General features: G+C 49.3%; 22 protein-coding genes. 3 read left to right on the top strand and 19 right to left on the bottom strand.

Annotated elements, in window-relative coordinates; translation table 11 throughout:
* Positions 1–96: 96 nt before the first annotated feature.
* From Pelsub_RS05025 to Pelsub_RS04985, 9 genes are all read right to left on the bottom strand, one after another.
* Positions 97–1,032 carry a 1-phosphofructokinase family hexose kinase gene (locus Pelsub_RS05025; protein ID WP_116224815.1) on the bottom strand — a complete coding sequence of 312 codons (936 nt, stop codon included), beginning with the start codon at positions 1,030–1,032 and terminating at the stop codon, positions 97–99.
* Positions 1,033–1,048: 16 nt separating this feature from the next.
* The gene (locus Pelsub_RS05020) at positions 1,049–1,660 is read right to left on the bottom strand and encodes a class II aldolase/adducin family protein (protein WP_116224816.1); all 612 of its coding nucleotides are present in this window, start codon (positions 1,658–1,660) and stop codon (positions 1,049–1,051) included.
* 38 nt (positions 1,661–1,698) lie between these two features.
* The gene (locus Pelsub_RS05015) at positions 1,699–2,817 is read right to left on the bottom strand and encodes a Gfo/Idh/MocA family protein (protein WP_116224817.1); all 1,119 of its coding nucleotides are present in this window, start codon (positions 2,815–2,817) and stop codon (positions 1,699–1,701) included.
* Positions 2,818–2,969: 152 nt separating this feature from the next.
* Positions 2,970–3,986 (bottom strand): sugar ABC transporter substrate-binding protein, encoded by a 1,017-nt coding sequence (locus Pelsub_RS05010; protein WP_116224818.1) that lies wholly within the window; start codon positions 3,984–3,986, stop codon positions 2,970–2,972.
* Between the two features lie 63 nt (positions 3,987–4,049).
* On the bottom strand, positions 4,050–5,060 hold the full coding sequence (locus Pelsub_RS05005) for an ABC transporter permease (protein ID WP_116224819.1): 1,011 nt from the start codon (positions 5,058–5,060) through the stop codon (positions 4,050–4,052).
* Positions 5,061–5,080: 20 nt separating this feature from the next.
* Complete coding sequence (locus tag Pelsub_RS05000) at positions 5,081–6,583, bottom strand: sugar ABC transporter ATP-binding protein (RefSeq protein WP_116224820.1); 1,503 nt, start codon at positions 6,581–6,583, stop codon at positions 5,081–5,083.
* A 24-nt stretch (positions 6,584–6,607) separates the two neighbouring features.
* On the bottom strand, positions 6,608–7,732 hold the full coding sequence (locus Pelsub_RS04995; RefSeq protein WP_116224821.1) for a Gfo/Idh/MocA family protein: 1,125 nt from the start codon (positions 7,730–7,732) through the stop codon (positions 6,608–6,610).
* A 2-nt stretch (positions 7,733–7,734) separates the two neighbouring features.
* A complete protein-coding gene (locus Pelsub_RS04990) occupies positions 7,735–9,180 on the bottom strand; it encodes a rhamnulokinase (protein WP_158674985.1) in 1,446 nt (481 codons plus the stop codon).
* 33 nt (positions 9,181–9,213) lie between these two features.
* Complete coding sequence (locus Pelsub_RS04985; RefSeq protein WP_116224823.1) at positions 9,214–9,993, bottom strand: DeoR/GlpR family DNA-binding transcription regulator; 780 nt, start codon at positions 9,991–9,993, stop codon at positions 9,214–9,216.
* A gap of 635 nt (positions 9,994–10,628) precedes the next feature.
* On the opposite strand from Pelsub_RS04985, the gene Pelsub_RS04980 reads away from it, so the two are divergent.
* Positions 10,629–11,048: a universal stress protein gene (locus tag Pelsub_RS04980; protein WP_158674984.1), complete on the top strand. Its 420-nt coding sequence runs from the start codon at positions 10,629–10,631 to the stop codon at positions 11,046–11,048.
* Positions 11,049–11,117: 69 nt separating this feature from the next.
* Here the strand turns inward: Pelsub_RS04980 and xylB are convergent, their stop codons facing one another.
* From xylB to Pelsub_RS04945, 7 genes are all read right to left on the bottom strand, one after another.
* Positions 11,118–12,617: a xylulokinase gene (gene xylB, locus Pelsub_RS04975; protein WP_116224825.1), complete on the bottom strand. Its 1,500-nt coding sequence runs from the start codon at positions 12,615–12,617 to the stop codon at positions 11,118–11,120.
* Positions 12,618–13,535, bottom strand: a complete 918-nt coding sequence (locus tag Pelsub_RS04970) for a hypothetical protein (protein ID WP_116224826.1) — start codon at positions 13,533–13,535, stop codon at positions 12,618–12,620.
* Between the two features lie 17 nt (positions 13,536–13,552).
* Entirely contained in the window at positions 13,553–14,722 is a 1,170-nt protein-coding gene (xylA, locus tag Pelsub_RS04965; RefSeq protein WP_116224827.1) for a xylose isomerase, read from the bottom strand.
* A 41-nt stretch (positions 14,723–14,763) separates the two neighbouring features.
* Positions 14,764–15,969: an ROK family transcriptional regulator gene (locus Pelsub_RS04960; protein WP_116224828.1), complete on the bottom strand. Its 1,206-nt coding sequence runs from the start codon at positions 15,967–15,969 to the stop codon at positions 14,764–14,766.
* Positions 15,970–15,990: 21 nt separating this feature from the next.
* A complete protein-coding gene (locus tag Pelsub_RS04955) occupies positions 15,991–17,166 on the bottom strand; it encodes a sugar ABC transporter permease (RefSeq protein ID WP_116224829.1) in 1,176 nt (391 codons plus the stop codon).
* Positions 17,167–17,196: 30 nt separating this feature from the next.
* Positions 17,197–18,717 (bottom strand): sugar ABC transporter ATP-binding protein, encoded by a 1,521-nt coding sequence (locus tag Pelsub_RS04950; protein WP_174233257.1) that lies wholly within the window; start codon positions 18,715–18,717, stop codon positions 17,197–17,199.
* 91 nt (positions 18,718–18,808) lie between these two features.
* Complete coding sequence (locus Pelsub_RS04945; protein ID WP_232528617.1) at positions 18,809–19,975, bottom strand: substrate-binding domain-containing protein; 1,167 nt, start codon at positions 19,973–19,975, stop codon at positions 18,809–18,811.
* A 273-nt stretch (positions 19,976–20,248) separates the two neighbouring features.
* On the opposite strand from Pelsub_RS04945, the gene Pelsub_RS04940 reads away from it, so the two are divergent.
* A complete protein-coding gene (locus tag Pelsub_RS04940; protein ID WP_116224831.1) occupies positions 20,249–20,716 on the top strand; it encodes a nucleoside deaminase in 468 nt (155 codons plus the stop codon).
* A gap of 120 nt (positions 20,717–20,836) precedes the next feature.
* On the opposite strand, the gene Pelsub_RS04935 is transcribed toward Pelsub_RS04940, so the two are convergent.
* Positions 20,837–22,531: a DEAD/DEAH box helicase gene (locus tag Pelsub_RS04935; RefSeq protein WP_116224832.1), complete on the bottom strand. Its 1,695-nt coding sequence runs from the start codon at positions 22,529–22,531 to the stop codon at positions 20,837–20,839.
* Between the two features lie 322 nt (positions 22,532–22,853).
* Here Pelsub_RS04935 and Pelsub_RS04930 point away from each other — a divergent pair, with 322 nt between their 5' ends.
* Positions 22,854–23,963 carry a M24 family metallopeptidase gene (locus Pelsub_RS04930; protein ID WP_116224833.1) on the top strand — a complete coding sequence of 370 codons (1,110 nt, stop codon included), beginning with the start codon at positions 22,854–22,856 and terminating at the stop codon, positions 23,961–23,963.
* Between the two features lie 146 nt (positions 23,964–24,109).
* Here Pelsub_RS04930 and Pelsub_RS04925 read toward each other — a convergent pair whose 3' ends face one another.
* Both Pelsub_RS04925 and Pelsub_RS04920 read right to left on the bottom strand, forming a co-directional pair.
* The gene (locus Pelsub_RS04925) at positions 24,110–24,862 is read right to left on the bottom strand and encodes an SDR family NAD(P)-dependent oxidoreductase (protein ID WP_116224834.1); all 753 of its coding nucleotides are present in this window, start codon (positions 24,860–24,862) and stop codon (positions 24,110–24,112) included.
* A gap of 120 nt (positions 24,863–24,982) precedes the next feature.
* Positions 24,983–25,993 carry a sugar phosphate isomerase/epimerase family protein gene (locus Pelsub_RS04920; protein ID WP_116224835.1) on the bottom strand — a complete coding sequence of 337 codons (1,011 nt, stop codon included), beginning with the start codon at positions 25,991–25,993 and terminating at the stop codon, positions 24,983–24,985.
* Positions 25,994–26,071 lie beyond the last annotated feature (78 nt).

Genomic DNA, 26,071 nt, shown 5'->3' with positions numbered 1-26,071 from the left:
TTGTCTCCTTCAAAAAATCCAACCTGTTAGATAAAGTCCCCGGGGTTTTCCGGGGATTTTATCTAAAAACTGTTCTTCAAGAGATTCGGTAAACACTCAATCCAATTTTTCAACAGTTACATCCGGCATGATCCGATCGACATCCTTCATCTCAACGTCTCCGGTGCGTTTGGTCAATACGGTCGCCGCGCTGACAGCGCCTGCCCAATGAAGTGCCGATTTCCAACCTTCCCCTAACGATAATCGCCATGCCAAAGTCGAGGATACCGAATCGCCGGCTCCAGCCGCGTTGACCGGTTTTTGTTCGGGCGCCTTTACCAGGAAAATTCCGTCAGTGGTCAATGCCAGGATGCCATCCTTTGACATGGTGATGATCAGGTTATCGATGCCCTTTTCTTTTTTGAAGTTCTTCGCGACCTCCACCAACGAGTTGAAATCCTTGGCCTCCACGGAAAAGGTCCATTCGAATTCCTCCTTGTTCATTTTGACAATGGTCGGTTTGGCCTCGACCGCTTTCACCATGTAGTCCTTCTGGGAATCGATCAGGCAGGGAACCCCGGATTTCTGCGCGATCTTGATCAAACGAAGATAGAAATCAATGCTCAAAGATGGCGGCATCGTGCCCGCCATGATGACCCAATCGGCTTCTTTAACCCTGGCTTCAAACTCCTTCACAAATTCCTGATCTTGCGCACTATTGATCAATAATTCACCAACGATCAAATGGCTGTGAATATTGGTGTCCTCTTCGGCGATCACGTGTGAGATACGAGTCGTTCCATCCACCCAAATCGGATCCGGCTTGATCCCGTATTCTTTCAGAACCTCGATAAGTTCCTGACCCACCTTTCCGGCGAAAAAACCCATACCGACTGTATCCACTCCCAACTGGCTGAGTACAACCGATGAATTCAAGCCCTTTCCACCCACGCAAGTGGTCATTTTATTCGTACGCATAGGAATGCCGGGTGTCCAGCGCTCGATGAAATAAATCTTGTCAATAGCAGTGTTGGGACATACAGTTAAAATCATATTTTTCTCTCTATTATTAATCAATCCTTTTTTGTGTCATGACAGCAAACGCGTTCGTGTTGATGCGCTGTAAACAATCCAGGGCAGTGATAAGGTCCGGGCTCCCCAAGATGACCCCATGACGGGGCATTAATACAACACCCGCCTTGCTCTTCAATCCTGCTTCCTGGTCTTTGAACATTTCTACAATCAGATCCGCCTGTTCCTGGGAATAAGAAGGCGCTTCGGTATGATATTGCAGGGTTCCGAAACTTTTTGAGGAATTCAGGACCGCCGGGATCGGCTTAGACGAGGCTGTGAACGGAAGAACGTACTTTGGATGAGCGTGAATCACGGCGCCGACATATGGGAAAGCCTGATAGATCGCGAGATGAGATAATCCCTCCCGGGAAAACCGCGAATGTTTTTTGAACTGTTCGATTTCTGATAAAGAACCGCTGACAACGTCCTCAGGGCCGATATCCCAGTGATACTGGTTGCCTGCCAACGTGGGCGTCATGTAAATGACATCCCCAACCTTGGCGCTGATGTTGCCGCCGGCAATATCAGTTAATTCTCGTTCAAACATGAATTTAGCTACGTATACAATCTGCTGAGGGATTGTCAAACGCTCACTAATGTTTTTCATCTATGCTCCTGAACTTCTTAATAAAACGGACTTCAATCTCAATAACCAAAATCGGGGATCATCACCTTTTTGGCGCCATGCATGGCAGATTCCTGCGCGGAAATTCCGGCGCAAGTAATGGTAGCCGCGGTAATTTCATCCACCTCGGCCTTGCTTCCTTCCACTATGGCTTTCAGGAATTGGTGAGCCAGATGCGGATGTGAACCGCCATGGCCAACGCCCTGCCGGAACGAGGTATGGCTGGTGTCCGTAATGGCCTCCCGTTTGGTGAAATTGGCGATTTCATTGGGAAGGTATTGGTCCGTATCCGGACATTCAATTTTCTCCGCGTCGTCAATTCCGTTGAAGATCACATGTCCATCATCGATCACCTGCTCCCACTCGAACGAGCGCTCAGTGCCGTACACGTCGAACCCTTCACGGCACTGCCGGATGGTTTCGTTGATGCACCTTGTGGATTCTGCGATCACGTCCGAATCTGCGAATTGGAAGGTCGCTGTGATGACCGCGAACGGGCAGCCGTGATTCTTCGCCCGTTCTTCGCTAAGTTGGCCGGAACCATGCGCGATGACGGATATCGGGCGTTTTCCTATTATGGTAATAGCCGGTGATAAAGCATGCGTGCCGTTGAGGAAAGGCGGAAAGCCCTGCCAATATGCCGGCCAGCCTTCCATGGCCATATTCTGCATGTGATCCGAACGCACAAACTGGATGCGGCCGATCTTGCCGGTATCGACCAGGTCCTTTACATATAGATATTCACGCGTATACAATGACGTTTCCATCATCATATAGACTTTCCCGCTTCGCCTGACCGCGGCAACGATATCCTGGCATTGTTCAATGGTGGTAGCCATGGGGATGGTGCAAGCCGTGTGTTTGCCCGCGTTGAGCGATTCCATCACCATCGGGTAGTGGTCCATCACCGGGGTAACTACATGGATCGCGTCCAGACGGTCATCCGCAATCATTTCGTGAAAATCGGTAAAGCGCATGTCCTGCAAAATGCCGAACTGGTCGCCAATTTCCTGCAGTACATTTTCCCGCCTGGTACAGATGGCGACTTCGCCCCCGTAAGGATGCTGCTGATAAATCGGAATAAATTCTTTTCCAAAACCCAATCCAATAATGCCTACATTAACTTTTTTAGCAGCCATAACAGCCCTCCATTGAAAACATACTCGTAAAACCCGGGAATAATTTCCCTCGACCCAAGAATTAAAATAATTTGTACACTTTATAGTATGATTATTTATTACTCTGGTGAATCCGCACCAGAGTAATAAGCGTTATTTGTAAGACCGAACGCCTAATCGTTCGGGAACAACTCATCGATGTTGTCTTTGGTAACCAGGGTGGGAGCGATCATAACTTCCTTCTCGAAGGGTTCACCAGCATAGAAAGCATCGATGATGTCAAATGCCGCCACAAATTCTGCGTGGGAATCCACCCAGATTGAGGCGTTCATGGAGCCGTCGCGAATGGCCTTGCGGCCTTCGGGAGTTGCATCCAGACCATAGAGCTTGATCTGCCCGGTCAAGCCGGCAGCTTGCAGAACTGCGCGCACGCCCAGCGCCATACCATCGTTGTTGCAAACGATCGCATCCAGATTCTTGCCGGAGGATAACCAGTTCTCGGCCAGCGGGGTGGCATCATCAGCGTTCCAGTTGCCTGCACCGGTGAAAACGACATTGATGTCAGGATATTCGGGAAGCACTTCATAATAACCATCGGTGATGAAGATGGCGGTGGTCTGACCCTCGGTACCGGTCATGATGGCAATGTCGCCCTTTCCGTTCAAATCTTTGGCAACTTGTTCCATCTTCAAACGTCCACCTTCCTGAATGTTGATGGCCACAAACGCGGTCAGCAAATCTTGGGCAGAGCAGGAACCATGCAAGGTGATCACAGGAATGTCGTAGCTCGAAGTCAATTCTTCAACGACTGCCGTCATACCATCATAGGCAACCGGGTCAAAGATGATAGCCGCATAGCCCTGTGAACCTGCATTTTCGAGCTGAGAAATCTGTTTGCTCAGATCAGAATCGGGGTTGAATACAGTTACTTCCCAACCATGTTCTGCACCAACGGATTCAGCATTGGCTGCCATGCCGGTTGTGAACTCATTCGCGATATTGGACGCGACCCAGGCAACTTTCTTGCTGGGGGGAACGGGGACAGCCGCTTCTTCAGCGGCAGGCGCAACTTCTTCTGCTGCAGGTTGTTCAGCAGCAGGTGCTTCTTCAGCCGGTGCGGAAGCAGCGGGTGCACATGCAGCAATAAGCCCAACCAAAACCAGAATCGTTACAAAAGTAATCCTCTTCATGTGGTTCTCCTTTATTTATCACTATTATTTTGTTTCACTGGCGCGGATTCACCAGAGATAACCCTAACTATTTTTCCTGCTTCTGGAACGGATGTCGATAAAGACAGCCAGCAGGATCACCAACCCCTTCATAATTCTTTGGTAGTTGGAGGAAATCCCAAGAATATCAAAACCATTGGAAATAACACCTAAAATAAGAACTCCGATCACTGTGCCAATCACCGAACCTGCGCCCCCGGACATACTGACACCACCGATGACACAGGCTGCGATCGCATCCAGCTCATAGCCCTCACCAACTGTCGGGTTTCCCGAAGTAATACGGGAAGCCATCAAAACACCGGTCAAACCAGAGAGTGAGCCCATAATCATGTAAATTATCAGCTTGACTTTCTCCACGTTGATGCCGGAATATTTGGCAGCGATTTGGTTGCCCCCAACTGCGTAGATCCACTTTCCAAAGACCGTCTTTTTTGTGAGGATATACGCCAAAACCGCCACGATCAGGAAATAGTAGACCAGCGAAGGCAGGCCAAAGTAGATCGAGTTGGACACATCGATAAACGTGCGGCTCAGGTTAAAGATGGGGCGGTTGTTAGTCGAGACCAGAGCAATACCGCGCGCTGCGCTAAGGGTAGCCATCGTCATAATGAAAGGTGCAAACCCGATGTATGCAATGCCGAACCCATTCACAAGTCCAAAAATAGCACCCACACCAATCCCGGCAATGAACCCCACAATCACCGGAAAACCCTGAACATCCGAGGTGAGGAAGGCTGCTGCCATACATGCAACGGCTAGAACCGAACCCACACTCAGGTCAATGCCCCCGGTCAACAAAACCAGGGTCAGGCCGATAGCCAGGATACCGGTAATAGAAGCCTGTTTAAGGATGTTGATAAGGTTTGGTTTGGTAAGGAAAGCAGGTTGAGAAATCGCCATAATAATGACTAAGATAACCAACGCCCAGAAAATGCCCGTGCTCTTCCAAAATTGGGAGCTTTTATAGAAAGGCACCTTCTCATTTTGTTCTGTGGCAGTATTATGTTTTTGGTCTTTTTCTTGATTTTGCATATAAATCTCCTACCAGGATTTCAATTTATTGAACCGTTCTTATTCTTGGGCGAAGCCAAAGCCATGATATTTTCTTGTGTGATTTCTTCGCCTTTGACTTCCCCGGTTATCTTCCCTTCGCACATAACAATCACACGGTCGGCAATTCCAACCAATTCCTGCATTTCGGACGAAATGATTAGCGCTGCTTTTCCATTCATCACCAGGTTATTGATCAATTCGAAAATTTCAGCCTTGGCACCCACATCAATGCCCCTGGTCGGTTCGTCAAATAACAGAATATCCGGTTCGGTCAGTAGCCATTTAGCCAGTACGACTTTCTGTTGGTTCCCACCAGACAAATTTCCAACTTCCTGTTTCGTTGAATGGGCTTTGATGGATAATTTCTTGACCATCTCTTTGGCAAGCAAGCTCCCTTTCGGATTGTTCAGGAAATAAAATTTCGCGATATTCTTGTCAATACACATCGTCGCGTTTTCCTGAACGTTCATGGCCAGATTCAAGCCCATCAATTTCCTATCTTCAGGGACCAGCGCGATCTTTTTCTTGATAGCATCTGAAGGTTTGCGGAAATTCACTTTCTCGCCATCCACCCAAACCTCTCCGGAATCGGGTCGATTGACACAGAAAATTGTACTGACCAGTTCGGTCCTTCCAGCCCCCATCAAACCAGCAATTCCCAATTTTTCTCCGGCATGCAGTGTGAAGGTCACATCTTCAAATTCACCTTTTTTATTCAGGTGCTTGACCTCCAAGATCGGTTCCGTGATATTGTTATCGCATTTGGGATAGATATTGGAAATTTCGCGACCTACCATATCGCGGACGATCTGGCGCTCGGATTTTTCTGCCATTATCGCAACGCTGATGATATGGCCGTCCCGCATCACCTGCACGCGATCCGCGATGAACGGTAATTCCTGCAATTTGTGCGAAATATAGATGATGGAAATGCCATTTTTCTTAAGCAGGTTGATGATTTCGAATAAATGCCGTACTTCCGCTTCGGTGATGGCTGAAGTAGGTTCATCCATGATCAAGATCTTTGAATTGTAAGAAATAGCTTTGGTGATTTCGACCATCTGGGTCTGGGAAATGCTCAAATCCTGCATCTTGGTGGTCGGAGGAATCCGCAAATTCAAGTTTCCCAGCCACTCTTTGGTTAACTGTGCTTGCTTGCGAGAATCCACAAACCCGAAGTGGCTGAGCTCACGTCCAATGAACAAATTCTCCTCAACCGTCATTTCAGGAATGGGAGCCAACTCTTGATGGATCATGGCAATTCCCAAATCAAGTGCCTTGGCGGGGTTATCTAGCTTTACTTCCTCTTCACCCAGAAAGATCTTGCCTGCATTGGGCTGTTCTATTCCCATCAAGATCTTCATCAGAGTGGATTTCCCTGCGCCATTCTCCCCTACCAAAGCAAGGACCTCCCCTTCGTAAAGGTCCAAGTTTACGGAATGCAGCACTTCCACCCCTGAAAATGACTTGCAGATATCCTGCATTTGGAGAATATTTTTCATTACTTCTTCCTTTTGGACGGCCAATTATTTTTTGAATCCAAAATCCGGAATTTCAATGCGCTTAGTGCCTTGCATGGCGGATTCGTGCGCGCAGATCCCAGCACAGGTGATGGTTGCCGAAGTTCTTGCGTCAACCGAAGGCTGGCGATCTTCAACCAACGCAGAAAGGAATTGATGCACTAAGTGAGGATGCGAACCACCATGGCCTATCCCCTGGCGGAAGGAAGCTTGAGTAGTATCCGAAATTGCCTCTCTCTTTGTGAAAGCTGAGATCTGTTCAGGTAATAGAGCATCGGTATCGGGGCATACAATCTTTTCAGCATCATCAATACCTGTGAAGATCACATGGCCGTCATCGATAACCGATTCCCACTCAAATGACATCTCTGTTCCGTAAAGGTCAAAGCACTCACGACACTGCCGGATGGTTTCGAAGAGACAGCGCGATGATTCAGCAACCACGTCTGTATCCTCGAAGGTGAATGTCGCAGTCTCCACTGCCCAGGGTGAATTGTACTTCTCAGCTTTATCCGCGCTGAGATGCCCCGAACCGTGGCAGATGACAGATTTTGGCCTTTTACCGATCAGTTCGATCACCGGTGAAAGCGCGTGCGTTCCGTAATAGAATGGCGGGAAACCACGCCAGTAATCACCCCAACCGCTCAGCATCATATTCTGCATATGGTCGCTGCGTACAAATTGAATACGGCCGAACTTGCCCTGATCCTGCAAGGCTTTCACGTACAAGAACTCTCGCGTATAAAGGGAGGTCTCCATCATCATGTAATACTTGCCAACCTTCTCGCTGGTTTCTACGATCTTCTTGCATTCTTCAACCGAGGTGGCCATCGGAACCGTACAGGCGGTATGTTTTCCAGCTTCCAAAGCTGCAATCGTTTGGGGAAAATGCTCGAGGATTGGCGTAACGATGTGGATCGCGTCCAATTCGTCATTCTTGATCATCTCGTAATAATCGGTATAGCGCAGATCTTCAGGGATCCCAAATTGATCCCCGACACTTTTCAAGGTTTCCGGATTGCGTGTGCAAATTGCGACCTTGCCGCCATTCGGATGTTTCTGATAGATCGGAATAAACTCCCGTCCAAAACCAAGGCCCACAATCCCAACGTTGATCTTTTTCTCTTCCATCTTTAAATCTCCTGTTCTCCTATCATTTGTAAATATTCTTCGAAGCGGTTGTTCCATGCATTCTGGTTTTCCGGTTCGTAATACTTCATTTCAATGGAATCTTTGAGCATCACACGGCCCTCTTTAATCGATCCGATTTCTCCAAACGAGATGAGCTGTACCAAAATATTGCCAATGGCAGTTGCCTCACCTGGGCCGGCAATGACCGGTTTCCCTGAAACGTTGGCAACATACTGGTTTAACAATACGTTATAGCTGCCACCTCCGACAATGTTGATGCTGCCATACGACCTGTTCGTCAACTGCTCCAGTTCTTCGATGACCAGCCGATATTGCAGAGCCAGACTTTCCAACACACAACGCACGATCTGGCCTGGGGTGGATGGGATGGGTTGCCCTTGCTGGCCACAAAATTCTCGGATCTTTTCCGGCATATCGCCCGGATAGAAGAAACGTTCGTCATTCGGGTTAATCATGCATTGGAAAGCTGTTTCATCCGCAGCCATTCCAAGCAAAGTCTCAATTGAAAAATTCTGGCCAATGTCAACGTAAGCACGCTGACATTCCTGGATCAGCCATAATCCCATAACATTCTTCAGCATACGATGATGGCCTGGGTACCCCCCCTCGTTAGCGATATTATGTCTGAAGGTGTAATCCGAAATGATATGTGCTTGGGTTTCAACTCCCACCAACGACCAGGTTCCGCTGCTGATGATCACGGCATCTTCACCCATAGGTGCGGATAGAAATGCAGAAGCTGTATCGTGTTCACAAACTGCTACAACTTCGATGGGGGTTTTGTTAACCTTGCCCACCCGTGTTCCAGGTGAGACGATATCCGCCATCAAGGTCCTGGGGATCTGAAATGTATCCAGGATCTCCGCAGACCAATTTCCTTTAGAAAAATCCATCATCTGGCTGACTGAGGAGATGGTGTATTCCGAGTTGATCTCGCCGGTAAGGAAATAAGAAAAAAGATCAGGTAAAAACAACATCTTTCCCGATCCTTCTAATAAGTAGCCTTGATTTTCCAATCGCATGGTTGCCAGCTGCATCAATGTGCCGAAAAGCGCATTCTGGTTGCCGCTGTGTTTATGCATCACATCTTTGGGCATGCGTGCATAGATCGCATCCGCATTTCGATATGTACGTTCATCGCGGTAACAATGCACCTGGTTAATGAAATAGCCATCTTTATCCAGAAAGCCAAAATCATTAGAAAAGGAATCAAAACCGATACTATTGATCTGCCTTTCCTTCTGCAAAGCTATGGAAATGCCTTCCTCAAGATTGTTATAAATATCCAGAACATTCCAGAAGATTTCGTTGCGTAAAAAGGTTGGACGATTCTCGAAGCGTCTGATGACGTCCATGGAAAGTCTCGAGCCATTAAAGTTGCCTAGAAACATTTTTCCGCTGGAAGCACCCAAATCAAAAGCTAACATTCTCATAAAAGGCAGCCCCATATTTTCATCTCGTTATTCAGCAACAATGATCCGTGTATCGAATTCAGAGAACATTTTCAGCTTTTCGGGATCAGCTTTGGAGTCGGTGATCAGGATATCAATTTCTTCTAACTTGCCAACGTAAACCGCACCGGTTTGGCCAAATTTTGAATAATCCGCCATAACGATCAATTGCTTAGATTGGTCGATCATCTTCCTTTTTACTTCAATCTCGAGGAAGCTCGAATCGGTTATCCCGCTTTTCTCATCAATTCCGCGGCAAGATACGATTGATTTATCCGGAAAAAAGCTGCGGGCATAGTTATTAGATAACAACCCAGTCAAAGAATAATTCTTGGGATTGAATATTCCACCAACACTGATTACGACAATATTATTGTTTTCCAACAGTCCTGCCTCTAATAAGACTTGTATGGAATTAGTGATGATCGTGATCTTGAAATCATTTGGGAGATATTTCAATAAGCTCATTGTGGTGGAACTGTTGTCTATAAAAATCGTATCTCCGTCTTCCACCAGTCTCGCAGTCTCTTTACAAATGCGCTGCTTTTCCTCGTAGTGCTGAAGCCCCCTGGCCTGCAATGGGTATTCATAACCATCACTATATTTCTTCTCGACTGGAACCGCTCCGCCATGAGTTCGTTTCAACAATCCCGACGCTTCCATTTCACGCAGATCGCGCCGGATTGTTTCGCGTGAAGCCGTGAATTTATCGGCAAGGTCGCTGACTTCAACTTCACCATTTTTCACAAGAAGTTCCAGAATTTTGGATTGCCTTTGAACGCTATACATTGCTCACCTTCCTTCGACCTAAAAACGAATCAGCCAATCATCAGCTGGTATTCCTGTAAATTCTTTAAAACGGAGATACTCTTCCCCAACTCCCCCTTACCTGAAAAAACGCGATCGGAAACAGCAAAACTCAATGAAAAGGTTTTTTGAATCAAGCCAACAACATTTTTCGCGTTGTATATCATTAATTCCCTTTTAGTCTGCCGTAAACCTGATAGAAGTCATTGTTATTGAACGCCCAATGTGTATTTCTGTGTGTATTTTACCATTTATGTGTCTTTTATACAATATCCCACAAATTATTGCCGTATTTATGCCCGTTATTGTTGTATTCACAATAGTCTATTAGGCAGGATGACTGTTTGTGATTACTTAAGTTAAGAAAATACCTTTTATTCGCATTTTCCTAAAGAAGTCATTTCTGAAATTCTTTTGGTAAAAAAAGAAGGTGCTTAAAAAGGATTGGTAATTTTCTTTATCCAGTCATTTTCTGGATAAGTAGAACTGTTATTTGTCAGGCAGTAGATATGATTGAAATCACAACTTATAGATTTTGTATAAATTCCAATAAAGATTTAATATTCCACATCTATACTAAAAGTATAGACAACTACCAATTCAATAAAGAGGTGCGTATGTTCAAAAAGATCTTGATTGCTTTCGATGGTTCTGACCACTCCCGCCGAGCCGCGCGCGTGGCCGGTGATATGGCGCGCGTGCAGCCTACATCGGAACTGGTGCTGGTCTGTGTGCTGGAACCCATGCCCGCCGGTCTGGGCAAGCCTTACATCGACAACCTTATCACCGAAAAAACCCGTGAAGGTGAGATCCTGCTGCAGCAAGCCCGCGAACTCATCGGTAAAGACGTTGAGGTCAATTCGGAATTGTTGTTTGGCCCGCCGGCTGAGAGCATCATGAACGTAGCCACCAGTCAAAATTGCGAACTGATCGTTATGGGCACACTCGGTGTGGGCGGCTTAAAAGGGCTGCTGGTCGGCAGCCAGATCCAGAAGGTGATCAACTTATCCACCGTTCCGGTCCTGGCAGTCAAATAATGAAAATCCCGCAGCAATGCTGCGGGATTTTTTCATAAAACAAGTTGTGATTTAATTCCGGCCGGCTGTCTATGACAGCTTATGGAATGTATCTTTCAAAGCCGGGTAAAGCTCGCGATAGCGGGCGTACAGCTCATTATATTTTGCGGCGTCCTGGGAAGGTTTTACCTCGCCCACCCGGTGGATCACCGTTTGGCAAGCTTGCTCGACCGAAGGAAAAGCGCCTGCACCGGAAGCTGCCAGCACCGCCGCCCCAAACGCGGCACCCTCTTTTGAATCCACGGTAAAGATGCTGGTATCCAGTATATCCGCGATAATTTGCAGCCAGTTTGGATTCCTGGCGCCGCCGCCGGTAATGCGGACGTGGTCAATTTGCCCCAACCCGGCGCTGCGCATCAACTCATAACTATCCCGCAGTCCAAAAGCCACCCCCTCCAACACTGAACGCGCGAAATCGGCAAAAGTATGCCGCACAGTTGCTCCAACAAAGCCGCCGCGCGCCAAAGGGTCGGGGTAAGGTGTGCGCTCACCAGTCAGGTAGGGCATAAACAACAAGCCCTGACTGCCTTTGGGCGTTTGGATCGCCCGGGCAACAATCTCGTCGTAGCTCAGCTCCGGGCAGAATGTTTCGCGGAACCAGCGCAGGCTGCCCGCAGCGGAGAGCATTACACCCATAAGGTGCCACTTGCCCGGAACGGCATGGCAAAAAGCGTGCAGCCGTCCCAGTTCTTCAATAAATGGAGAATCGGCCGTTGCAAAGACCACCCCCGAGGTACCCAGGCTGATAGATAGGATGCCTTCCTCTACTGCCCCGGTCCCCACCGCTGCGGCTGATTGATCGCCTCCCCCGCCAAAAACCGGAATGTCCGCCCTTAATCCGGTTTCGTCAGCCGCAGCCTTACTCAGGGAACCGGTAACCTCGGTTCCTTCGAATGTAGGTGGGAACCAGTCCCGTTGCATACCCAATTGTTGGATCAGGTCATCCGACCAATCCCGTTTTTTCAAATCAAACAACACCGTGCCCGACCCGCCGGCCCGATCGACAGCATAATCGCCGGTCAGTTTGAAGCGCAGATAATCTTTGGGCAGCAATACATGCCGGATTTTTTCATAGATCTGCGGTTCTTCATCCCGCACCCACAGGATCTTCGGTGCGGTGAACCCGGTCAAGGCGTCATTGCCGGTGATCTGGATAAATTCCGCTTTGCCGACCACCTCGCGTATGGCATCGCATTGCCGCTGTGTGCGCTGGTCGTTCCACAGGATGGCCGGCCGCAGCACTTGCCCGTCTTGATCCAGGATCACCAACCCGTGCATTTGGCCGGTTAAGCCAATGCCTGCCACTTTGGCAGGATCAACCCCGGCCTCTTTTACAACCTGGCGGATGCTCGCTACTGCCGCGGTCCACCATAATTGCGGATCCTGCTCGCTCCACAATGGGTGCGGTGTCTCATAGGCATATTCGGAGGCAGCCACACCCAGAATCTTTCCACTCTTATCAATCAGAATGGCTTTGGTTGCGGTAGTGGAGGAATCAATTCCAAGAAAATAAGTCTCTGCGTTATTCATCTATAGCATTCCTTGAAACACATTTGCCAATTCATCATTTTTAATAAAATCCTGCAAAGCCTCAGGAGTCAGCAGTGGGAAAGGTTTTTCCACTACCCGCCAGATTTCCCGATGCGTTGCGGTTTCACCCGGTTTGACCACCTGATACAAACCCAATGTTTCCAATTCCAGGCACCTGTGGTCACAGTAGCACTGCGCTTCGGCGCCCAAATCCAGCGCACAGCCGCTGTCCGCTTTGCCGGAATATTTTATGAACAGGTAGGGTTCGTTGTAATACGCCGCCCAATTCGGCAAATTACTGGTGCCGACTTTTACCGCGTGCTCGTTATTCGGCTGCGTGTTGACGAAAACATAATCCTTATGAACATGAATGCGTTTGTCGTAAATATCCGTATACGGCCAAAGAACCAGGGAGCGATCCGGCAGGAATGGGCTGTTACCCTGCGTCGCGCGCAGCGGCAGGATGCCGGTTCCCCCGCTTTTCATTTGCGAGATAGCCCATGGGGCAATTTTCTTTTCAACGCTGCCCTCATTGCATACCAGATGATCAACGATAATGGCATTCTTGTTGCCGCTGTCCTGAACGCGGATGATCTTGCGCAGACCGGTTTTGCGGTCAACCTCCTGGATTAATTCAACGGTGCTGGATTGCGTCTTGACGTTGATCGGCCAATCATCAGGAATATAAGTGAAGGCCGGGTCTTCCGGAGCCACCCACAAGCGGTGCCCGCCGTACAAATGGAATTTTTCCCCATTGAGATAATCCAGGCTTGCCTCCGGCATTTCCGCAAACAGATTATCCGATTTACCGTACCGTAAGGATATGATCCTGGGTCCAACCGACAATGTAAAGAGTAAGGTGAGATTCCCAAAAGCTGCTTCGAGGCAATCAACACCCAGGAATTTTTTTTCATTCATCCGATTTTCCCCACAATCTAGCGGACGCCCAGCAGGATTTCATTGGTCAATTGGTCCAGTTTTTCGTAGCCGTAACTGACTTTGGCGAGTGCCTGGGTGTCAAAGGAATAATCCTTCAAGGCTTTCATTTTCTCGGGGGTGTATTTTCCGCCGAAAGCAGCCAATGCCGGGTCATCCTTGCCCAGTTCCGCCAGCAGACCCTGGATTTCCGCGTCGGCGTTGAAACGAACCGCCTTTTCTTTTAATATCAGATAAGTGCGCATGCAGCCACGCGCGAAATCTTTCACGCCTTCGTAATCCTCCGTGCGGTAGGCATGCGCGTCAAAGTGTCGGCTGCCTTTATAGCCGTTATCTTCCAGCAGTTTAACCAGGAAGAAAGCGGTTTTCAGGTTGACCGCGCCAAAACGGAAGTCCTGGTCGTAGCGGCCAAAAGCCTGGTCGTTCAAGTCAATATGGAACAACTTACCCACGTCCAGTGCCTGCGCCACGCCATGTACGAAGCTCAACCCTGCCATGGACTCATGCGCAAATTCGGGATTGACGCCCACCATCTCAGGGTGGTCCAGCGTTTCAATGAAAGCCAGCATGTGGCCGGTGGTGGCAAAATAAATATCGCCGCGCGGTTCATTCGGTTTGGCTTCCAGGGCAAATTTCAGGTCATAACCCTGGTCCTTGACGTATTCGCACAGGAAGTTCATGGCTTCGCGGTTGCGCTGGATGGCCGTGATGGGATTCTTGGAAGCTTCCACCTCCACGCCCTCGCGCCCGCCCCAGAACACAAACACCTTCGCGCCCATCTCCGCCCCCAGGTCGATGGCTTTCATCACTTTTTGCAGGGTGAATTTGCGCACCGCGGCGTTGTTCGAAGTGAAAGCGCCGTCGCGGAAAATCGGGTTATAGAACAGGTTGGTGGTCACCATGGGCACTGCCAGACCTGTGTCGGCCAGCGCTTTCTTGAATGCTTTTTTGATTTCCTCACCTTCAGCGGCTGTCGCTCCAAAGGGGATCAAGTCGTTATCGTGAAAATTAACGCCGTAAGCCCCCACGTCGGCCAATAAATAGACCAAATCTGCCGGCGATTTCGACTCGCGTACGTCGTCGCCAAAAGGATCATTGCCTGTGTTTCCCACAGTCCATAAACCGAAGGTGAAACGATCTTCGGGTCGAGGTTGATAATTATTGTTCATTGTTTATTTCTCCTTTTCTTTGTTGTTTTATCTGGCAGTCGCTAGATCTGCCATAAATTTTCAAGGACTAGACCAATCGCTCCCAAAACGCTTGATTCCTGCCCAAGGAATGAATTGGTAATCACCAGATCTTCCTGGCAAAGTGAGAGAGCGTTTTGTTTTACCACTCGTTCAACAACAGGCTCAATGAAATCCTTGGCATAGTTCAAAGCGCCTCCCAGAATAACCATCCGGGGGCCAAAGATATTGACCAGATGCGAAACGACCAATCCCAGTTTGCAGCCGACATCATTCAACGCGTCGATGGCAATGGGATCGTTCTCCAGTGCCGCATTCACAACGGCGTCATAATTGATTGCGTTCCCATTCCCCTCTGAAATCTTTATGATCGTCTTATCCGGGCCTTTCTCCTTAATTAACTTTTGGACGTTTTCAATAACTGCCCGTGGTCCGATCATAGTCTCATAGCAGCCGCGCTTGCCGCAGCTGCACAGTTTTCCATTGGGGTCATAGGTCATATGCCCCACTTCCGATGCATACCCCTTATTCCCGCGCAACACTTTGCCGTCCACCATGATGCCGGAGCCCAGGCCGTAACCGGCTGCGATATAGATTAAATCTTTAATTCCGCGCGCAGCGCCGAAATAGTACTCCCCTAAAGCCGCCGCATTACCGTCGTTTTCAACATAGACCGGATAATGAAATTGCTGGTTCCAAATCAACCTCAGCGGTACATTTTCCCACTTGAGGTTGGGAGCCAGTTTTAATACCCCATCATGAACATCCACTAAACCGGGAATCGCGATTCCGATTCCCAATCCCCTTCCACATTTCTTTTTCCCAAACACAATCGCTTCTTCAACCAGGTCAAAGGCTTTTTGCAGAATAGCAACCTGTCCTTCTTCCGGATCAATCTTGATGCTCTTTCTCCAAATCACCTCGGTTGAAAAATCAGTGGCAAGACATAAGAGGAAATCCACTCCAATCTCAATCCCAACAACAAATCCCCCATCGGGATTGATTTCCAGCAACATTCCTGGGCGTCCGATTTTATCCGTCTGCAGGGCTATCTCCCGAACCCAACCGCCATCGATTAATTCATCGATAATGGATGAAACAGTTGAGCGATTTAATCCGGTAATGGCAGATAAGTTTGCCCGCGACACAGGCGCCTCATTTCGAAGGATCTCTACGATGATGTTATTGTTCAACTTCCGAACAAGTTTCTGGTCTGCAGTGTTTCTCATTGCGCTTTTTCTATCCCTTAATTATCGATTTTTCTTTAAGTATACGTCTGCATAAACTGCCACCACGAGGACAATACCCTTGAGGACATACTGCCAGGCAGCCGGCACATTCATCATCTGTAAACCGCTGGTCAGGCTGGCCATAATCAACGAACCAATAATGGCCCCGAAGATCGTCCCTACACCACCCAAAGTAGACGTACCCCCCAATACGGTGCTGGCAATTGCGTCCAGTTCATACCCCTGCCCGGCCGCAATCGTACCGTATCCGACATAAGAAGCCAGCACTACGCCGGAAATACCGCACATTAAACCCATTAGTACAAATATTTTAAAAACGTTCTTGTTGATATTCACGCCGGATAAGCGTGCGGCCTCGCGATTGCCGCCAATTGCGTACGCATAACGGCCCACCGGAGTATTCGTCGATACATACGACATCACCACCGCTGTAACCGCCAGCAGCATCACGGGAATTTGGACGCCGTTGTAGCGATTCACAATGGCAACGTAGATCGCAATCAGAACCGATAAAGCCACCAAACGGATAACCTCGAGCACCATCGGCAGCGGCTTAAAGCCATACTTAATCTTATTTCGGCGGCTTTTCAGCATGGAAAAGATCGAGAACAGGATGATCAGCGCGGAAACGACCCAGCCAACCGTCGGTGATAAATATCCCTGGGCGATCACCGAGAAAAGCGGTTGGTTGGCCGGGATCGTTTTCCCCTCCGTGATAATCAGGATCCCGCCGCTCAACACCCAGCTGCCGCCAAGTGTTACGATAAACGCTGGGATGTTCAGATAAGCGGTTAGGTAGCCCTGGATGATCTCAAAAACCGTGCCTACGCCAATACCGATCAACACCGAGAAAGCGGTGGTCAGCAGCTCATGGTTGGGGATGTAATTAAACCAGATGTCCGCTTGGAACCTGGCCACGATCACGGAAACAAAACCGGCCAGCTTCCCCACCGACAGATCGATGTTTCCGGTCACCATGATCAAAACCATGCCCACCGCCAGGAACGAGGTAATGACCATCTGGCGGAAGAGGTTAGAGATGTTCTGCGGCCCTATATAGCGCCCTTCGGTCAGGAAGGAAAATAAAATCCAAATGACAACCATGGCCAGGATAATGGCGTAGGTCTGAAAATTCTTCTTCAATTGCTGTTTCAAATATGACATTGTGCTGCTCATGAATAATCCTCCTCAATAATCAGCTGAACGCTAACAACCTGTGGCTAACGCCATGATTCTTTCCTGGTTGAATTCGTTTTGCTCAAGCGTAGCCATTGATTTCCCTTCACACATCACCATGATGCGGTCGCTCATACCGATCACTTCCTCCATTTCGCTGGAGATCATAATAATGGCGATCCCTTTCTCAGCCAGTTCATTCATCAATTTATAGATCTCATATTTAGCGCCCACGTCGATTCCACGCGTGGGGTCATCCATAATCAGGATCCTGGGATCTGAAAGCAGCCATTTCGCGATGACAACCTTTTGTTGGTTTCCACCCGATAGTGTTTCGCACAAAACCGAAAGACTGGGTGCTTTGATCGCCAATTTTTCAGCAATCGAGTCGGTAGCTTTAATTTCGGCCATGAAATCAATCTTGTACCATTTCGAGAATTGATCCAGGTTCGCCAGAGAAATATTCTTTTGGATGGATTGGATCAGAACCAGGCCAAATTTCTTGCGGTCTTCGGGAACCAAGCTGATGCCATTCCTCATGGAACGATTGGCACTGGATATCTCGATCTCCTTGCCATCCAGCAGCACCTTCCCGCTGCGGATCTTCCCGTATTCGCCAAACAAGGTTGAAACCAGCTCGGTACGGCCAGAGCCCATTAAACCGGCAATTCCCAGAATTTCTCCTTCCCGTAAATTAAAAGAAACACCATTCACAACGTTCTGGGTAGAATCTCCTGGGTCGATGGCGTGCAGGTCCTGCACCTCGAAAATCTCTTTTCCCGGTTTACGGCGGCTTTTCGGGAACCTTTCTTTCATTTTTCTGCCAACCATGTGCCCGATCAACATTTCCTCATTCAATTGCTTGGTTGGCTGCGAAGTAATCACGCGGCCGTCACGCAAAACAGTAACGGTGTCGGCGATCTCGAACAATTCGGATAATTTATGAGTGATATAAATACAGGTTACTCCGTGAGATTTCAGGACGCGCAGAATTCCCATCAAGCGCTCGGTCTCTTCTTCCGACAAGGCACTGGTAGGTTCATCCAGGATCAATATCTTGGCATTCTCCGAAAGCGCTTTGGCGATCTCGGTCATCTGCATTTTGCCAACGCCCAAATTCTTCACCAGTTCATTGGCGTCGATTTCCAGGTGGTATTTGTCCAGGATTTGCTGTGTATTTGCGAACAATTCATTCCAGTTAATGCCGGTACTGGTCCGCGGTTCTCTCCCTAAATAAACATTCTCCCCCACGGTCATATTCGGTACCAGGGTTAGTTCCTGATAAACGATAGCAATACCTTCATCACTGGCCTGGCGGATGGAACGATTCTCAAGTTTGAGTTCTTTTCCTTCATAAATAATATCGCCGCTATATGACCCCCAAGGGTAAACCCCCTTCATGATCATCATTAATGTGGATTTTCCCGCTCCGTTCTCGCCGCAAATTCCGTGAATTTCACCACGTTTAATCTGGAAAGAAACATCATCCAAAGCGACCACGCCGGGAAATTCTTTGGTAACATTACGAATATCTAGGATAATATCATTCAACATGTTTTTCATCCTTTGAATGAAAAGGGGCTTCACTGGAGCTGACAGAACCATTTGAAGCCCCTTTTCAGTTATAGTAATTTATTCGCGATTACGGTTTTGGAGGCTTCTCAGCATCCGGAATATCACGATAAACCTCGTCATAAGCCTGGAAATCACTCTTTACAACAACGTCATAAACATTGTCTTTGGTTACCTGGACAACGGGGAGGAATTTGCAGGGCACTTCACCAGTCAACGCATCGTTGAGGGTCAGTTCTGCCAGGGTGTACATTTCAAGGTCGGGGGTTTCACCCTTCGCTAATTGGTCGGCCAGCTCAACAGCCAGCGGGCTCAGTTCGCGAATGTCCTTGAATACTGTTACGGATAGTTCACCTTTGACAATACTGTTGCAGCCGTCAGCGGTAGCATCCTGACCGGAAATCGGAACGACACCGGCCAATCCCTGCGCCTTGAGAGCCTGCAGCGCGCCCAGCGCGGTGCCGTCGTTTGAAGCCACGACAGCGTCCACATCATTGCCAATCGAAGCCAGGATATTTTCCATCAAGGTTACAGCTTTGGCAGCGTCCCAGTTATCCACCCATTGGTCGGCTACGATCTCAATCTTTCCGGCCTCCACCAGCGGGTCAAGAATTTCATCCTGCCCTTGGCGAACCAGGATAGCGTTGTTATCGGTTGGGCTACCACCCATCTTGACGACCCTGGCGGGTCCATTGGCAGCTACATCCCAATTCTCAACATCCAACGCTTTCATCACGCCGTCGGCCTGGTTGTAGCCTACCGCTACGTTATTGAAAGAGATGTAAGCCGCGATGTCGGGCGATTTGATCAGGCGGTCATACGCAATGACCTTCGCGCCGGCTTTGGCCGCACTGGCAACAGCGGTTGCCGCTGCATCGCCGTCTTCGGCAATAACGATGATCACGGATGCCCCCTGGGTGACCATGTTATCGATTTGATCATTCTGCAACTTCACGTCGTGGTTGGCTTCTGCTGACAGGACTTCATATCCCTTGTCTTCCAGCAAACCGCGCATCAAGACTTCCTCGTTCTTCCAACGTTCCGTTGCGAAATCAGAGAATGATAAGCCAATGATGGTTTTTTCGCTGGGAGCCATTTCTTCCGCAGCGGGTGCCTCTGCTTCCGCTTCCATCGCTTCCGCTTCAGCGGGAGTTGCGGCTGCTGGCGTGCAAGCGCCAATAACCATGACAGCCAGAACGAGCAAACCAATTAATTTAATACTTTTTGAGCGAAACATATTTTTCTCCCTTGGATTTCAAATATTTTGACAAACAATGAGAATCATTCGATAGGCACCTCCATTGAAATACAGAATCTTGCCGGCATGTTGTTTACGCGCTTCAATCCCCTCTTTTGTTTGTTGCGCCACCATACTAATTGACCATATCATAGCAAATTCAAATTGGCTTGTCAACAATTTTTAATATTGACGGGTTTCCGTCATCCTCCCCCTAAAAATATCTTTTCTTATGTTATTCTTGGTGTATTGACCTGATAGAGGAACATCGAAATGGACCTAAAGACAAAATACACACTGGTTGCTCTGGCCATGGAAGATGCGCAGCGCGCCGCTGACGATGGCAACTACCCTTTTGGTGCAGTGATAGCCGACGCGCAGGGCAACATCATTGCCACCGCGCATAACACCCAAAACAGCGATTGTGACCCGACCGCCCACGCAGAAATCAACCTGATCCGCAAGTTAGCCAGGCAGTATTCACCGGCTGAATTTGGCCATTTTTACCTGGCCAGCAATGCTGAATCCTGTTCGATGTGCATGTCAGCCGCCATCAAAGCCGGCATCACCCATTACATCTTCGGCGCCCCCAGCGAACCCCACATGGAACCCTACCTGACGGTCTCTGATATTGTGAAATTCTGCCGCGTTCAATTGGACATCAGCTTTGGTGTGATGGCAGCTGAATGCCAGCAGCAAATTGCCCGGATCCGAGAGGAACAGGGCGATTTGGCTCAATAACGGCTGAATCAATCGCCCGTTGAACCTATCGTGAAACATTCCCTGGGGGGAAGAGTGAAACTGTCGGGGTCTACATTTTCCAACAAAAAAGCGCCCGGTATTGGGCGCTTTTACAATTCTTTAGGCTCGCTTGATCATCACATTTTTATAATCGCGGAAGCTGTAGCTGCCGGTATGACCAAGTACTCGTGAGACGTACTCTTCCTGCACATCCAGCATAGTCTCGTTATCCTGAATCATGATCTTGCCGATGGCGCTGCCGGGGATGTTGGCGCAGGAAGCGATCGTGCCAACTACTTCGCCGGGGCGTATACCGTGCTGGCGGCCGCGCTCAATACTGAGGCGAACCATACCTTCTTCCACGGTTGTTATCGTGCTGCGCCCGCCGCGAAAACCCTGTTGGCGTTCTGCGGGTTTGCGGGAACTCTTGCCTTTGCCCTTCGGACCGGAAGACCGTTCCCGGCGGCTCTCTTGCGAACGCTCACTCATGTTGATTTCGCCAATCTTTTCAACCGGGCGCTGGTTTTCTTCCACCCGTGCCATCTTCAATGCTGCAGCAGCAATGCGTACCGGATCATGCCCTTCGGCCATCATCTGTTCCACAATTTCCTGCTCGCGCTTGCTGCGATCGCGTTCCAACCAGACTGTCAGTTTATGGACCAACTTGTCTTCACGATGGGCGTAAACCTGCGCCTCATCGGGCAGTTGCGCCTGGCTGATCTTTTGCTTGGTGTAACGCTCAATACGATTGAGCTGAAATCGGTCTCTAGGGGGAACCAGCGAAATTGCGATACCTTCCCTGCCGGCGCGGCCCGTGCGCCCGATACGGTGCACATAAGCTTCCGGATCATTGGGAAGATCGAAGTTGACTACATGGGAGATGCCCTCAATGTCCAATCCGCGCGCGGCTACGTCCGTAGCCACTAATACCTTTACCTGACCGCTGCGGAAGCGGTTGAGCACATGAATACGGGCTTCCTGGGCCAAATCGCCGTTCAGTGCTTCGGCCGCGTATCCGCGTTGGATCAGATCTGCGGCTAGTTTGCCGGATCCTGCGCGTGTGCGGGTGAATACCAGCGTTGCGCCAATCTCATCGACTTCAAAAATACGCGTCAGGGCGGCCAGTTTGTCTTTCTCATTGACCAGGTAAAAACGCTGTTCGGTAGTTGCCACGGTCATCTGTTTCTGTAAAACCATAACCGTCTGGGGATCATGCATGTATTTATCCGCTAAAACGCGGATGCTTTTCGGCATGGTAGCCGAGAATAACGCAGTTTGGCGCTCATCCGGGGTTTGGCTGAGGATATTTTCAATATCTTCAATAAAACCCATGCTGAGCATCTCGTCGGCCTCATCCAACACGACCGTACGGACACTGCTCAGGTCTAAGAGTCCCTGACGCATTAAATCCTGCAAGCGACCGGGAGTACCGACAATTACATCGATGCCATTGCGGATGCGCCGCTTGGAAGTATCGTAGCGCTGCCCGCCATAGACCGCCATAACCTCTACATTGAGGTGGCTGCCGTATTTATTGATCGCATCTGCGACCTGAATGGCGAGTTCACGGGTAGGTGCCAGAATAAGTGCCTGTACATTGCGGGGGGAAATTCCGGTTTCCAGATTCTGTAAAATCGGCAGCGCGAAGGCCGCTGTTTTACCTGATCCGGTTTCCGATTGGGCAATTACGTCTTTGCCTTCCAGCAATAACGGAATAACCTGGTCTTGAACTTGAGTGGGCGTGCTGTACCCAAGGTCATTGACTGCCTGTTCCAGTTCCTGGTCCAGGTCTAAGTGAGTAAATTCAGTTGTCATCAAAATCTCCTGTTACGTTTTGACAACTCCTGAAGCCCCGCGCATCGCGCAGTAGCCAACAGCCAAATCGGTTATAAACCGCCGGCTGCTCCCTTTTTTTACCCACAGACATAAAAAAAGCCCGTCCAGATATTGACGAGCAACCCTTTGGAATTTTCAAAACATAAGCTATTAAATTTGTATTGGTTATATCCAACCAAGAGAAACATTATAACACAGAATGATTATCCGCTTATCAATAATCTTTCTTCCTGCTTTATACAGATCGTCATCCCTCAAATGACTAAACATTGTATAATCCCATAAAAACTTAGAGGCTAACATGAATCGCTTGGATGAAGTGAATTTAAAGGTTGCAAAAGTACGACAATTCCTGGATGAACAGAAGTTGGACGCGGTCCTTTTGGGAACCAACGCCAACTTCAGTTGGTTAACCGCCGGGGGTGACGACCATCTGGAAATCATCGATAAAACCGGTTCGGCCATGATCTTCGTGACAAAGAAAGACCTGACCTTGATTGCCAACAACAACGAGATTGACCGCCTGAAGGCCGAAGCCCTGGGTGAAGTCGCTCCCCTGTTCGATGTTGAGGTGCCCAACTGGTATGACCCCCAGGGCACGGATAGCACTCTGAAGAAACTCGCGTCCGGCCTGAAATACAGCGCGGACGTGCCGCGTGCCGGCGCGCTGATGGTCAAAGACAATTTCGCCAAACTGCGCTACGACCTGACCGAGAACGAAATCGAGCGCTACCGCTGGCTGGGCCAGCACACCGCAGCGGCGGTGGAAGCTGTGGCGCATGAGATCGTACCCGGCATGAACGAGCATGAAATTGAAGCGGCCATGTCCGCCAAGATGCTGGCGGATAACATCTTCCCCACCGTGCTGTTGATCGCCACCGATGAGCGTATTTTCAACTTCCGCCACCCCATTCCCTCGGAGAAGAAGCTGGACAAATATGCACACCTGGTCTTGTGCGCGCGCCGTTGGGGCTTGGTAATCTCCTTCACACGCTGTGTCTACTTCGGCCATGCGCCCGCCGACCTGAAACACAAACAGGAAGCTGCCGCCTTCGTGGACGCGACCTTCATGTCCGCCACGCAGCCTGGCGCGGTGATTGGCCGCATCCTCGATCAAGCCAAAGACGCCTATGCGCAGCAAGGTTTCTCCAATGAGTGGCATTATCACCATCAGGGCGGCTTAATCGGGTACGAACCGCGTGAATATATCGCCTTCTCCGAATCCACCCAAACTGTGGGTGTCAATCAGGCTTTCGGCTGGAACCCCACTGTGCAGGGCACCAAATCGGAGGATTCCATCCTGGTCAAGGAGAATGGCCTCGAGATCTTGACCCTCACCAACCAATGGCCTGCCATCAACGTGGAAATCGATGGTGTGGTTTATCCGCGCCCGGCAATTTTGGAACGCTAAAAACTTACATTTATTTAAAAGAATAAACGAGCGTCCCTTCGACAAGCCCAGGAACGCTCGTTGTTTTTTAAAGAGAAAAAACGCAGGCAAGAATGCCTGCGCTACTGTCGAAGTGGCAATCTCTTTTATTAAAGAAAAGCGTTGGTTTACTCCGCAAAGGGCGAACTCTTGCCCTCGAACGGGTTTCGGAAGTTGTACACAGGGATGTCCGGGATAATCACCTGATCCGGCGCGGAAATCGCGAACACGACAGCGTCCGCAATCGTCTCCGGCGGGACAAAGCGTGCCAGGATTTCCGGCGTCAGCTCAGCTCCCGCGCCCGGCCACCAGGGCGTATTCGTGGCTGCCGGGGAAATCATTTGGACATGAATATTGTCGCGCGTCAGTTCTTCCTGCAGGGCCGCGTTCAGCCCTTCCAGGCCCCACTTGGCCGCGCAGTAAGCCGTACGGTTGTCCTCGCCCACCTTGCCGGCCTTGGAGCCGATATTGACAATGCGCCCGGCGCCCGCCTTGCGCATATAAGGCACCACCGCGCGAATACACAGAAAAGGTGCCTTTAAGGTGGTATCAATTGTTTTATCCCAAAACTCCTCGGTAGTTTGTTCCAGGCTGCCGGGAGGCCCCCAGAAAGCGCAATTTGCCAATATATCAATGCTGCCTAACTGCTTGAATACCGCAGCAGCCATAGCCTCAACAGACTTGCCATCAACAATATCAGTCGAAATCACAATAGCTTGTCCGCCGGCTTTCTCGATTTCGGCTTTCAGTTCATTCAATTTATCCAAATTTCGGGCAATCAAAGCCACACGGGCACCCTGCTCTGCCAGTTTCAGGCTCACTTCGCGGCCAATGCCGCCGCTGGCACCGGTGACAATCGCAACCTTGTTCTTAATCTCCATAGCATGACTCCTTTCCACTATTATATTTTTACATACAAAACGTCCGGTTGGCAACTCAAGGATTTAAACAAAGAGAGGAAATGAAAATTCATTTCCTCTTTTTCCTACGCTACCAATAATTTACTGTTGAAAAATGATCTTCCTGAAGAATGTCATATTCTCTACGGCATTCCCATTCTTGATCAATTCTTCCAATTTATCCATGCCGACGCGATCGATCAATTCGTCGAACGCCATCATCCAACGGATGCCTTCGGCAATCGAAGCAGCCGGGTCTGTACGATAGTTGAACAGATCCAGGGATTTCCAACCGGAGTAGTTGGTTTTCCGCAGCCAATAGAACATTTCCAGGAAAGCCAGGAAATGAACGGAAGCAAACATCATATCGGCGTCTGCGTCCGCATAATTGTCATTCATGTGCAGGTGGAACAGCTTATTACCCTCGCGCATGGAAAGCGCGACCGACTCGCCCAGGTTTTCGTGCGCGTACAGCATATGGCCGACGTCGATGTTCAGGCCGACATTCTTGCGGTCCACATCGCGGATCATCAACAGGGATTTGGAAACCGTGCTGATGGTGGAGTATGAACGTGGTTCATAGGGTTTCGGTTCAAAACCCAGTTTGATATCGGGGTTGTAATCGGCCGCTGCCTGCATGCCTTCAATCCACCAATCATACGCTTTGGGATAATCAGTGGTGAAATAATAATCGTAGCCGTCCTGACCGGGCCAGATATTCACATAGGGACTGCCCACTTTCGCGGCCAGATCCATGGCTTTCTTGACCAGATCCAGAGCTTCTTTACGGGTTTTCGCATCCGCTGCGCCCAGCGTGCCGTTTGCGAAAGCATAACTGCTCCACAAGTTCGGCGCCACGCCGATGATTTCCAGGCCATTGGCATCCAAGGCGGATTTGACTTCCTTCCAGTTCTCCATGTTGACGCCGGTGCAGGTCTCTGCAGGCGACTCATCCATGTTGAATTCGAGGCCTTTCACCAGACCCTGTTTTCCAGCGGTCTCGATCAGGTTCAGGATCAATTTGTTGGCACCCTTGATGCCATACTCTTTATTGAAACGATCAGTTGGGTAATTGTAATTATGTACAATTGCCGCGTATTTCGCTTTGCTCATTTCTGCTCCTGTTTCCAGATTCCTATTTATAAAGTGTTGTTTACTTGCAGCTTTTCTTTAAAGTCTTTCTTGCAATTC

Origin of the sequence: Pelolinea submarina (genome assembly GCF_003966975.1) — a bacterium.
Taxonomy (GTDB): domain Bacteria; phylum Chloroflexota; class Anaerolineae; order Anaerolineales; family Anaerolineaceae; genus Pelolinea; species Pelolinea submarina.
The sequence above is the reverse complement of the archived record's forward strand: the minus strand, read 5'-3'. Positions and strand labels throughout refer to the sequence as shown.